Origin of the sequence: Paenibacillus sp. FSL K6-2393 (genome assembly GCF_038002545.1) — a bacterium.
In the GTDB taxonomy this organism is placed as follows: domain Bacteria; phylum Bacillota; class Bacilli; order Paenibacillales; family Paenibacillaceae; genus Paenibacillus.
Genome location: NZ_JBBOCU010000002.1, coordinates 582,806 through 595,128 on the forward strand (window position 1 = coordinate 582,806; position 12,323 = coordinate 595,128).

At 47.4% G+C, this 12,323-nt stretch carries 10 protein-coding genes; 4 read left to right on the top strand and 6 right to left on the bottom strand.

Annotated features, from left to right (window positions below; genetic code table 11):
* Positions 1 to 628: 628 nt before the first annotated feature.
* From MHI14_RS29805 to MHI14_RS29820, 4 genes are all read right to left on the bottom strand, one after another.
* The gene (locus tag MHI14_RS29805) at positions 629 to 2,281 is read right to left on the bottom strand and encodes a methyl-accepting chemotaxis protein (RefSeq protein ID WP_133386892.1); all 1,653 of its coding nucleotides are present in this window, start codon (positions 2,279 to 2,281) and stop codon (positions 629 to 631) included.
* A 26-nt stretch (positions 2,282 to 2,307) separates the two neighbouring features.
* On the bottom strand, positions 2,308 to 3,321 hold the full coding sequence (locus MHI14_RS29810) for a BMP family lipoprotein (RefSeq protein ID WP_133386891.1): 1,014 nt from the start codon (positions 3,319 to 3,321) through the stop codon (positions 2,308 to 2,310).
* Positions 3,322 to 3,688: 367 nt separating this feature from the next.
* A complete protein-coding gene (locus MHI14_RS29815) occupies positions 3,689 to 5,299 on the bottom strand; it encodes a gamma-glutamyltransferase family protein (RefSeq protein WP_341132040.1) in 1,611 nt (536 codons plus the stop codon).
* A 124-nt stretch (positions 5,300 to 5,423) separates the two neighbouring features.
* Positions 5,424 to 6,323, bottom strand: coding sequence for a glucose 1-dehydrogenase (locus MHI14_RS29820; RefSeq protein WP_036607429.1), 900 nt, complete (start codon positions 6,321 to 6,323; stop codon positions 5,424 to 5,426).
* Positions 6,324 to 6,478: 155 nt separating this feature from the next.
* Between MHI14_RS29820 and fosB the strand changes: the two genes are divergently transcribed.
* Together fosB and MHI14_RS29830 are read left to right on the top strand one after the other, a co-directional pair.
* Positions 6,479 to 6,898, top strand: coding sequence for a metallothiol transferase FosB (gene fosB, locus MHI14_RS29825; protein ID WP_091038258.1), 420 nt, complete (start codon positions 6,479 to 6,481; stop codon positions 6,896 to 6,898).
* A gap of 141 nt (positions 6,899 to 7,039) precedes the next feature.
* On the top strand, positions 7,040 to 8,851 hold the full coding sequence (locus tag MHI14_RS29830) for a S9 family peptidase (protein ID WP_341131934.1): 1,812 nt from the start codon (positions 7,040 to 7,042) through the stop codon (positions 8,849 to 8,851).
* 127 nt (positions 8,852 to 8,978) lie between these two features.
* Here the strand turns inward: MHI14_RS29830 and MHI14_RS29835 are convergent, their stop codons facing one another.
* Positions 8,979 to 10,013, bottom strand: coding sequence for a phosphotransferase family protein (locus MHI14_RS29835; protein WP_341131935.1), 1,035 nt, complete (start codon positions 10,011 to 10,013; stop codon positions 8,979 to 8,981).
* A gap of 21 nt (positions 10,014 to 10,034) precedes the next feature.
* Positions 10,035 to 11,009: an SMI1/KNR4 family protein gene (locus tag MHI14_RS29840; RefSeq protein WP_341131936.1), complete on the bottom strand. Its 975-nt coding sequence runs from the start codon at positions 11,007 to 11,009 to the stop codon at positions 10,035 to 10,037.
* 211 nt (positions 11,010 to 11,220) lie between these two features.
* Here MHI14_RS29840 and MHI14_RS29845 point away from each other — a divergent pair, with 211 nt between their 5' ends.
* A complete protein-coding gene (locus MHI14_RS29845; protein WP_091038267.1) occupies positions 11,221 to 11,928 on the top strand; it encodes a helix-turn-helix domain-containing protein in 708 nt (235 codons plus the stop codon).
* The gene (locus MHI14_RS29850; protein ID WP_051447033.1) at positions 11,903 to 12,307 is read left to right on the top strand and encodes a toxin-antitoxin system TumE family protein; all 405 of its coding nucleotides are present in this window, start codon (positions 11,903 to 11,905) and stop codon (positions 12,305 to 12,307) included. Before MHI14_RS29845 ends, MHI14_RS29850 begins: the two co-directional genes overlap by 26 nt.
* The last annotated feature ends 16 nt before the right edge of the window (positions 12,308 to 12,323 follow it).

Sequence of the window (12,323 nt, forward strand, 5' to 3'; positions counted from 1 at the left end):
CCACGTTATTTCTGCGTATTTCAGAGAAAACACCTGAAAAACCGGACTAAATTAGGAAATAGAGTGCCTGAGATTTGTTAGATTTTATAATCTACAATTAATGGCCCAATAAGGTTTGCACGGTTCGTTAAACGTTTGGATATGAAACGCTGAGACTTGTATCTATATAAGTTGAACTAAAGAATATTTACACTAGACACTCTGTTGACAGAACAACCTTCCGATCGCTGTGATCCCCAGTTTTTTCTTTTATAAATTAGGAAATCCGGGGATAGCGTATGCTTCCGAAGCAGCTTTCTTTCAGAAAGCTTGTAGCTCCGCTTCTTCAGGTTTTTTCTGTCCTCTCCGTTTTTTGTATATGTTTAGTTCAATTTATATACTTTCATATCTTTGAAACGAATTAATTTTTTAGATGAGACGACAACGATCAGTTACTGAAAAGGGGAGCCCTGCCATGATTCATGACGGAGGCTCCCCTTTATTTGTTTGTTTGTATGCTCACGCTGCCTGATCCTGGCTCGGATCTAACCTGCCTATAATCTGCCTGAAATTTGCATCTAACCTGCATCTAATCTGCATCTAAACTACATCCGGCCTACGTCCGTCCCGAATTCTCCTGGCATCCTCCTTACAGTCGGAATCGAAGTAGTTCCTGATGCATCTCTGCACTGATATCACGCAATGACTTCACTTTGATACTTGCATCAGCGAAAGATCGTTGTTGTTCCGACGTGGAGGCGGTAATCTCTTCACTGCTGGCAGCCGACTGCTCGGTGATGGCACTGATATTTTCGATGGCCTGTTGCACCTGTGTACTGAGTTCATTGGAGTGTTGCATGTCCTCAGCAAGCTGATGGATGCCCGTACTAATGCGCTCCACACTTTCACGAATGGCAGAGAAGGATTCGCGAGTCTGGCCAGTGGCTTGTTCTTGTTCACCGAATAACTGCATGCTCTGTGCTACAGAGTTCTTCACCTTGTCCATGGAGGTTGTGATCTCGCCCACAGCCGCGTAGATATGTTTCACCGATTGTGCAGATTGTTCGGCGAGTTTGTTCACCTCGCCTGCAACAACAGCGAAGCCACGTCCGGCTTCTCCAGCGCGAGCAGCTTCAATAGAGGCATTTAACGAGAGCATGGTCGTTTGTTTGGCAATCTCCGATACATATGCCGTCATCGTAGTGATTCGAACCGCGCTTTCTTCCAGTTCCCGCACCGTTTGTTCCACCTCGGACATCGCCATGCGATTCACCTCGGCCAGGCGGAGTTGCTCCGCTACAGCCTTATTACCTTCCTCAACGGTAGTTAATACTTCACGACCATCGATCACCGATTGGGAAGTGGCCTCCAGATTGCTATTGAAAGTAGACTGCATTTTGTCCACAACCATCACCGTCTCACTTAGATCCTCGGCAATCTTTTGACTGCCAATCGAGAGTTCCTCCGTGGTGCGGGATACTTGCTGCACGATCGCTTGGGCTGTATCATTACCGCGGTCAATATCTTGCGCCATCCGATCGACACGATGACCCGCTTCACCAATGGATTGAATAATGCCGCGGATATTATGAGTCATGATACCGAAGGAGCGACTCAGGTCATCGAGTTCATCTTTGCCCCGAGCTTCCGGTAATTGTCCGGTCAGGTCACCGTCCGCAATTTGTCCTGCGGCGTCTTTGAGTGTTCGAATACGCTTGGCGATCTGCCGTGAAGTATACATATTAAACAGCATTACGGCGACGAGCAATACGATGGCTCCTACCAGAGCGGTTTGCCACGTTTGCTGAATGTCATGTTCCAAATCGACGGTGTATTGATCATAACGATCCCGAGTCATCTCATCTAACGAATAGATATCATTCTGTATGCCCCGAACCCGAGTGCTGTAACGTTTCGCTTCCGCACTGTTCATCGCACTCATCGCTTCGGTGGCTCCCTGGTTGAGAGCTTGTAATTTTGTCTCGATGGACTGAATAAGTTGTAACTGCTGATCTGTTTCGAGCAATCCGTCCGTAAGGTCCTGAATCATCGTTTGGCCTTCATCCAGCAAGCGGAGTACTGCATCCTGATTTCCTGCTGTCATGGAGAACGAATAGACATCCAGTGCCTGCTGGGTCTGAATCTGATTAGCATTCAGTTCACTAACCTTGAGCATGGCTGGTACCAGATTTTGATTTTTGGCATTCATACCGAGCAGTTGCATGATGATATAAGCGACCAGCACAAGGCTTAAAAGTAGTGAAATTAGAGCATTAAGTATCAGTTTTCCCTGTAGTTTCATGTGCGTACCTCCTTGTGTCCGATGGGTTATTGATCAAGCTTAATTTTGATTTGACCGGAAGAGATATTTGCCTTCAGATCTTCGAAGGTTTGCTGTTGTTCATCACTGAGCGTGATATTATGTAGAGCAGTCAGACCCACGGCGTTCTCCGCCAGCCCCTCCACGATTTCCTTTTGAGGGAAAGTATGATTGTTTTTAATAAACGTGTTAACGGCATTATAGATAGAGACATCCACATTTTTCAGCATGGACGTAAGAATGGCTTTTTCCGCCAAAAAGAATTGATCGGTATCTACACCGATGGCGTATTTCCCTAATTTCTGAATCTCCGTCAGTGCGCCCACACCTGTGAGACCGGCAGCCACATAGATCACGTCAGCGCCCTTTTCCTGAATCATCTGTGCAGCCAGTTGTTCACCGAGCTCGGCATTACCGAAGTCCCCTGCGTAGACAGCATCAACGGTTGCATCCGGCTTGACAGCCAGAACACCTTGCTTAAAACCCTGCTCGAAATTACGAAGGACCGGTATCTCCATTCCACCAAGGAAGCCGACATGATCTTCCTTTGAAGCCATAGCGGCAATAACACCTGCCAGATAACTCCCTTCTTCGGCCCGGAATGAAATGGAGGCGATGTTAGGCAGTTCGGACTGACTGTCAATCATGAGGAACTGTTGGTCAGGATATTTGGCTGCAACTTTCTCCATATCCGCTTGAACTGTATCACTTAGGCCGATAATCAGATCGAATTTGGCTTCTGAAAACTCCTCAAATGCAGCTTCGGCAGTTAAATTGTCGCCCGGTTCACGATAGTCAAAGACAATGCTTTTCTCATTTCTGGCTTGAACCAGCCCATCAAAAGCAGCATCATTAAAAGAACGGTCACCCAGACCCACTTCCGTAAGCACGATCCCAACCTTTGTTCTTGTGTCTGTTGCCGTTGTTGTATTATTGGCTGAACATGCCCCCAGGATCAGTACCGTCAGGATCATCATTAGGGTGAGACCTAGACCTGCGCGTCTGTTCTTGTTTGTTTTCATGTGTGTTACCCTCATTTCTGTAGTCGCATTTTTCTGTTTTGCATGGTTCCGTAGCTCCAGGGAATGACGTGTACATGATGACACGTATGGTGAGGATTTCCCTTTATCTATATCGGTAAGAAAGGCACTGTGAATTATGGTATGTAGTGAAAAATTACGAAAAAATAAATATTTTTCATGAATTACACATTATTTTTACATTTCTCTGGTTAAAAGGGTACATAAATATCTACAGTAAGTTGTTTACTGACGTTAAAAGTCCCAAAAAGGCACAAGAGAGGTGACATGAATCATCTCTCTTGTGCCATAGAATAGCACCCTATACGGATGATAAGGTGATCATCCTATTATAAAAATGAAGCGAGTTTTACCAAGCCGCAATCGAGCCGTCGGCTCGAGTTTCCGTACCCCCGCATAATACGCCATTGTCCGGGTTGCGCCAGATGATCTGACCACGTCCAAACTGGGATGGATCGAGTGCCACTTGAATATCATGTCCTTTGCGGGCGAGTGCCTGTGCAATGTGCTGTGGAAACCCCGGTTCCACGAGAATTGTTTTGCCCTTCGTCCACTGCCAGCGTGGAGAATCCAAGGCGGCCTGTGGGTTCAGGTGATAATCGATCGTATTCATGACTACCTGTACATGACCTTGCGGCTGCATGAAACCACCCATGACACCGAATGGCCCAACCGCTTCGCTGCCGCGGGTGAGGAACCCCGGAATGATCGTGTGATACGTCCGTTTGCCCGGCTCCAGGGCATTTGCATGATTCGGGTCCAGTGAGAAGTTGTGTCCACGATTCTGCAATGCAATGCCTGTCCCTGGAACAACTAATCCAGACCCGAAGCCCATGTAATTGCTTTGGATAAAGGAAACCATGTTACCTTCACCGTCCGCCGTAGCCAGATAGACCGTTCCACTTGCTCGTGGATCACCTGCCTCAGGTGCACGTGCGGTATCACCAATGAGTTTGCGCCGTTCTTCTGCGTATGCCTCGGATAGCAATTCTTCCACCGTCACGCCCATTTTGCGCTCTTCGGTAATATATTTTTCCCCGTCGGCAAATGCCAGTTTCATGGCTTCGAGCTGCTGATGATACGCCAGAACGGATTCTTTCTCGTCGAATGCGTAACCTTTCAGCAGATTAAGCGCCGCCAGAGCAATCAGTCCTTGTCCATTCGGCGGAATCTCCCACACATCGTATCCGCGATAGGAGACGGAGATGGGATCAACCCACTCGGGCTGGAATGCCGCCAGATCATCTTTGGTCAGATAACCACCGTGTTCTGCCATAAAGGAATGAATGCGCTCTGCCAGTTCTCCTTCGTAAAAGTCTCGCGCTTCGCTCTCGCCAATCTGGCGCAAAGTCGCCGCATGATCCGGCGAGCGCCACAACTCTCCAGCTGCGGGAACACGCCCGCCTGGAGCAAATGTCTCAAACCACGCACGCCCTGCTTCCGCATCACCCTGGCGTGCATAGATCTCGGCTGCCCTTGCCCAGTGGCGGGCCAGCCCAGGCGCAAGCGGGTAACCTTCCTCCGCGTAGCGGATGGCCGGTTCCAGCGCTTCCGCCAGCGTGAGCCGCCCAAAACGGCGGCTCAGCTCAGCCCAACCCGCCGGTGCGCCAGGCACCGTCACCGGAACAACCCCAAGCCTCGGCATCTCCGTATAGCCTGCCGCTTGAAGCGCCTCAATGGATATGCCCTGAGGCGCAGGGCCGCTGGCATTAAGGCCATGCAGTTTGCCCTCGGTCCAGACGAGGGCAAAAGCATCGCCTCCAATGCCATTAGACGTAGGCTCCAGCACGGTGAGTGCTGCCGCAGTTGCAATGGCGGCATCAATGGCGTTGCCGCCTTTTTTCAAAACATCCAGACCGGCTTGTGCAGCCAGTGGCTGAGACGTGGCGACCATGCCTTGCTTGGCATACACAGGCACGCGGTAAGAGGGGTACGGTTGGTAGAGTGGGTCGAAGTTCATCAGGTTGTTCAGCTCCTTGTCGCTAGATGTCAGGCTCCGGCATAACCGGATCATACTCCTAACCCTCTTCGCAACTGGACAACCGATATCCTGCCACACCTGCCAAATCCAACCTGACATCAGCCTAAGTCGTTACCATATCGCCGCCATTTACATGAATGCATTCACCTGTGACGTAGGATGAATCGCGGGAAGCGAGATAAACGTAGGCTGCCGCCAGTTCGTAAGGCTGACCAGCTCGACCCATGGGTGTATCTGTTCCAAATACCTGTACATCCTCAGCGGAGAAACTGGCAGGGATGAGCGGTGTCCAGATGGGTCCCGGGGCGACGGAATTCACACGGATTCCCTGTGCAGCGAGTGATTGGGCGAGTACACGAGTCAGCGATACGACGGCTCCTTTGGTAGAAGAGTAGTCGATCAGTTGGGTATTGCCTTTATATGCTGTAATGGAAGCCGTATTGATAATGGAGGCACCTCTGCACAGATGGGGGAGAGCGGCCTGAATCAGAAAGAAATAAGCGAACACATTGGTCTGAAAGGTGTGATACAGCTGTTCTTCTGTAATATCAACGATGCTTGGCTGCACATACTGTACGCCATGATTGTTGACCAGAATATCGATCTTCCCGTAGGTTTCCATGGTTGTGCGAATGACGGCTTCACAGTTTTTCTTTAAGCGGAGATCAATCTCGATTAAGAGACAGCGCTGTCCCAGCTCTTCGATCCGTTCACGAGTCCTTTCGGCATCTGTCCGTTCATATAGATAAGCAATGACGATATCCGCACCTTCCTTGGCAAAAGCGATGGCGGCCGCCCGGCCGATTCCACTGTCCCCACCCGTAATAATGGCAACTTTACCTTGGAGTTTGCAGCTGCCAATATAGGCAGGATCTTCACTGATCGGTTCAGGCACCATCAGGGTTTCCAGACCAGGTTGCTGGTCCTGATGCTGGGGTGGAAATGCCAGCTTTTGCTCCTTGCATACCGTTTTCTCACCATAAAAAGGATAGACAGGATTCATTCGCTTTACATCCTCCTCGAACGTTCATTGATACGGATAACCTATGCATTCGCCCAGAAGAAGGTGCGGGAGGAAGCAGCAGAGCGGTTGTTTTTTGCACAGAATATACCATAATAAGGATAGATCCTTAAATTGATGGAGGTGTCAGGAGCCACATGAATATTCAAGGAATTAATCATTTGTGCTTTTCCGTATCCAATCTGGAGCGGGCCATTACCTTTTATGAGCAGGCTCTCGGTGCCCGAATTCAGGTGAAAGGACGCAAACTGGCTTATTTTGAGCTTGCCGGTCTGTGGATTGCCCTGAATCAGGAGGATGTTATTCGCAACTATACGGAACGAACCTATACCCATATTGCATTTACCGTTACAGAAGAGGAGTTCGATGCGTCTGTGCAGCAGCTGCGAGCAGCGGGGGCTGACATTCTTCCCGGAAGGCCAAGAGATCCGCGGGATGCATTATCTGTATATTTTACCGATCCGGATGGTCATCTGTTCGAACTGCATACAGGTACGATGAAGCAAAGGCTGGATTATTATCGCGAAGACAAAGCTCATATGACCTTTTATACGTGAGTTTCATGTACAAATCGAGAAAATCTGGAATTATAACTCACATATCTATTGTCTAAACATTGGCATTACCTATAATATGGACAAATGGTACCTTAATTTACCAATGTTAAATTCGTTGGTTCCATTCCAAGGAGGTTTGTCATGATTCAGTTCCCTAAACCGGATGTTGAGCAATATTTTCAGACGTACCGTATTTCGCATTTTGCCGTATCGGCAGACGAGAAACGTTTGTTCATGGACAGCAATCTGAACGGTCAGCCGAATATTTGGGCGATGGATTTGCCTGGAGGATACCCGTATCCTTTAACGTACTTGAATCAGAGCAGTCAATTTATCAAAGCAGACCCGCAAGGACGTCATCTTCTTACCGCATTTGATCGAGATGGAGATGAGAACTATCATCTGTATGCACTTCCACCCGAGGGTGGCGTTCCACTGCCTGTGGTTCCGGCAGAACCAAATGATCGCTGTTATTTCTCTGAGTTGTCCGAGGATGGACAGCGTCTCTATTATGTCACCAGCGCGGGTAATCCGAATTATCTGAATTCACGCCGCATCGATCTGGAGACAGGGGAAGATGAACTGTTATACAGTGGAGAAGAGGTTACGAGCAGCCTGTTTGCTGTAAGCCCTGACGAGAAAAGTTTTGTTATTTTAAAGATGTACTCCAATACGTATCAGACGGCGCATCTGTATCGTAATAATGAAGAAATGGAGATTCTGCCAGCTTCAGAACGTCATAGTCAGGTATCTGATCTGATTTTTGCAGATGACAATCGCCTTCTGTTTATTACCAATGATGACTCCGCATACGCCTATGTGGCTGAGTACCGTATCGATACCCGCGAATTCCGTATATTGTGCAGAATCGAAGGGGAAGATGTGGAGTTTATCCGCTGGCATCAGGCTTCCGAGACCTTATATTTCTGGACACTTACAGGGCCGGAGAATCGTATGTACGTATTGGGTAAAAATGCCGATGAGCCTCGGCGCATAGATATGCCGCTGGATACGATAGAACAGGTGAACGTTACGAAGGCTGGCAATGTATATATCCTCGGACGTGGAGCGATCCAACCGCATAACATTTATCGCAAAATCGCAGGTTCTGAGTCCTGGGAGCCGCTGACTGCCAATCGGGTAACCGGACTGGACCCAAGTGATCTCGTGTACCCTGACGTGATTCGGTATAACTCCTACGACGGACTGGAGATCGAAGCTCTCTTGTTCAAAGCAAAGCCAGAGCAGGCCAATGGCTACACCGTATTTTGGCCTCATGGTGGGCCGCAAGCATCCGAAGCGAAGTTTTTTCGGCCGATGTTCCAGATGATGCTCGCTCAGGGCTATCATGTCTTTGCACCGAATTTCCGGGGCAGTACCGGATATGGTGCGGAATTCGTCAAGATGGTTGAGCGTGATTGGGGTGAGGGTCCAAGGCTGGACTGTGTTTCCGGGATCAACTGGTTGTTTGATCAGGGAATTACATCGCCAGAGCGGTTGTTTGTGGTAGGTGGAAGTTACGGGGGATATATGACCCTGTTATTGGCAGGTCGCCATCCGGAGCTGTTCCGGGCTGCGGTCGATATTTTTGGGCCAAGTAACCTGTTCACATTCCTGGAATCCGTACCGGAAGACTGGAAGCCGATGATGGATAACTGGCTGGGTGACCCGGTCCGTGACCGCGAACGTTTAACGAAGGATTCACCCATTACGTATCTCGATCAGATGGTTAACCCCATGCTGGTCATTCAGGGTGCCAATGATCCAAGGGTCGTGAAGGCCGAATCTGATCAGATTGTGGCTGCGCTCCAGTCCAAGGGAGTTGATGTGGAATACATCGTTCTGGATGATGAGGGTCATGGCTTCTCCAGAAAAACAAACGAGATTCTCGTGTACCGCCGGATGCTGGAGTTTTTGCAGAAACATCAGGAGTCACCCGTCGCACAAGCTTAGTTGAGAGATTCCATCGTTGACTTAAATATAGTGAGATGAGGAAAACCGCCAAAGATCAAGGATGATCTTTGGCGGTTTTATGCGTGCGCCAGGATGTTGGGCGACATATATGGAATGATACATTCTACTAATCTAGCAATGTGACAATCGAATTAATGGACTGCTGCGCCCACTGTGCAAAAGGCAGGTCGGCTGCCCACGTCACTTGTCCTGTCGCTTTGGCTTCCCCCCACCACAAGATACGTTGATAGAGCAGATGCATGCTGAGACGTGTGCGGAAGTGGTGGCATTTCTCCTCATCTGCTGCACAGACCAGATCCCGGTAGCAGCGAAGGAACTGTGCGGCCAGTTCTGGTTGACCCTCACGAACATACCTGGTGGATATTTTGGTTAGGTCAGCTGTGCCGTCTCCGAAATAGGCAGTTGTAAAATCGAACAGACCACTAATTTGCCACCCTGAAGTACGGTCGTCCAGATTTTGAATCAGAACATTCTCGACCTTGAAGTCTCCCATGACAAAACCCGGAACAGCTTTGGAACGAAATGCCGGTTCAGCATTCTGGAATTGCTCGTCCACCCACTGAACATCTTCATCCGTAATTACCGAGTACTGTTCAGCATCATGTAACCAGTGACGAATGGTTCCGTACAACCAGTCCAGATAATCGCCTGCAAAGGAAACAATCTGCTGCGCTACAGGATCATATTCCCCTGCATCAGGAACCTTCCAGCGGTGCAGTTCTGCCAAAGTATGGGCAAACATACAGGCGATCTCTTCCTGATCTTGCTGTGACAGTGAAGCCTGGAATGCTGGATCATACAGGTGATTTCCGGGCAGGCGTGGCATTATGGCATAACTCCAGCCTAGCAGATGGGTATCTTCATGTAATAGATATGGATCAGGGACAGGAATGGACGTATGTTTCGCCAGTTGTTCTACAAAGAACTTTTCTTCCTGTAACTGTCCTGCATATAAAGGATTGCCTTTCAGAATATACTCTCCACGGGAAGAGCGAATGAGCAGTGTCTGACCCATAACACCTTTATCCGTTCGTCGATAATCTTCAAGGGTTCCCAGGTCAAGCTCATTCAGCGCATCCTGCAATGAAACTGCGGCCACTTCGCCCAGTTGATTGGAACCAAAATATATACGGGTTGTCATATGGCCGGACCCTCCTGGATTTTAGTCCTCATTCTCTTCGTCAGACAGGTCATACGTGTCCTCATCGACCAATCCACGGATGAAAGCTTCAAAATTCGGCGCAAGATATGTAATCTCATAATCATTTTCCTGATCCACATGGACTACACAGGGTTCGCCTTCAGGACCACAGAAACGATAATCCAGCATAACGACATCATGACCAGCGGATGGACAATCACAGATCACAATCCCCAGATCGGGGTATCCCCAATCTTCGATCATGAACCGACTTCCCATCTCACCAGAGAGTGCGTATATTTTATCGTGTCCGATTCCCATAATGCTTGAAATGGCTATGTGATCCTCAGCCCAGGAAGTTGCTTCTTTGGTGGGAAATACAGTGAGCGCAGGGATACCGCCGTTCTGCGTATTCATTAGTTGAATATAGGATGCGGGCAGCTTGTAACCTAGTTCTTGCTCAATAGATACAATTTCTTCTTCGTCAAAAGGTTTTGATACATGGTTGTCCAGTGCATAATCGCTCTGTACCCAGAACTTTGCCGGATCATAGGTCCCTGAAGCGGCTCTTAGATGATTCTGTGTACCGCTCTGCTCTAAAGCTGCGATATTCTCCTCATGGCGTTGACGATCCAGCCGCATCTTCTCGGCGAAAGGTCGAATCTGACTTAGAAATTCAAGGGTTGATTCATCATGTGGCTGAAGTTCGTTAGCTCTCTCAAACGCCAATAGTGCTTGTTCATAGTTGGCGATATAACAGTACGCGTACCCTAAGCGATATTGCCAGAGCGGGTCGTTTACCCCTTGCTCCTCGATAGACAACAGTTGTTTAATGGCTTCGCGGTAACGTGCGTCATTATTATAGGCTCTGGCGAGTTGACCAATCAGATCATAATCCCGCTCTGAGACGGGGATCCGTTCAATACGTTTAATAATCAGATTGAATTGGTCCTGCTCATGCCACAAGTTGATTTGTTCCAGCAGTTCTCTTTCCATGAATAGGCCTCACTTCCGTAGAGGGGTATGAATCTCTTTCATTATATAATAAGTGTGTGTTGGTTGGAGAATGTATAAATCAAGCTCTTCGTAGCATACTGTTTAAGTATACTTTAAGTTTAATCTATATAGTTTAAGTTATGTTTAACTTTATTTAAGTATTATGTTGAAAGTTAAACTTTACTATCCTATACTAGGGGTGTGAGGTGAGATGGATATGGGAATCACAAGAGTTGAGAAGAATATATTTAGTCAGAACACGGATGAGATTGCTTCTGAGTTAGTTCAGAGCTTGAGTAATTCGGATAATAGTATTTTACTTTTCAAAGTGCTGGCACTTGCAGTCAAAAATAATGCTGAATTTGTTCGTAGCCTGGATGAATCTATCTTTGAAGATGCTGATATTTTTAGAGAAAAGTATGTTACTCTTCTCAAACACGCGTTAAGTCAAGCAGTGGATGTACCGACAGGAATTACAGACAGTGGTGTTCCTTCTACTGAGGTTGTACGTTCTTATACTCCTAAAGAATTATCTGTGTTTTTTGGAGTGAGTATTACGACGATTTTCAACTGGATTGATCAAGGCCGTTTTATGGGGATTCAAAGAGCCGGGTCCAACAAACATAATCTCATCCCAGACGATACTACATATGTGTATGGATCAGGTAAGAGAACGACGATTAAAGACATTGTGACTATGTGGAAAAAAGAAGAGGCAGAACACCAATCCACAATAGAAGTCAGTGACCTGGATTACCACACGGGGCAAATTGCCTTATATGAAGATAAATACAAAGGGGAATTCGAACGGACACTCGGAACTAAATTGAACTTAACACCTGAAGAAGAAACCGATGCACAAGTTTGGAAACACCATTTGGGGAGGCAGCGTCTTGGCTTTAAAAATACCGAAAAGTAATTTTCGTTTTATTGAGAATGATTTTTCAGATATTATTATGGAGATTCGAGATGGTGCCCAGGGTCTTCCGAGCAGCGCTAGAACTATTCGTAAAACAATTGTCTTTAATGATTTATCGAAGATGTACTGTGTAGAGGAGATAGATCGAAACGGGGGATTCATCGAGTTATATTGGTATGATTGGTATGATGATCAAAAGGAGTTGATTATGAAATTCCATGCTCATTATCATCCTGATGAAACACCCGCTAATATCACGATGTATGACCCGTTTCATATTCATACAGCAAATGAAAGAAGATTGAACAATGAAAAATTTCAAGAATTATATACGATTCTTGAATTTATTAGATTAAGAAATATCTCTATTAAGTTATAATAGTTCAACGCTGATA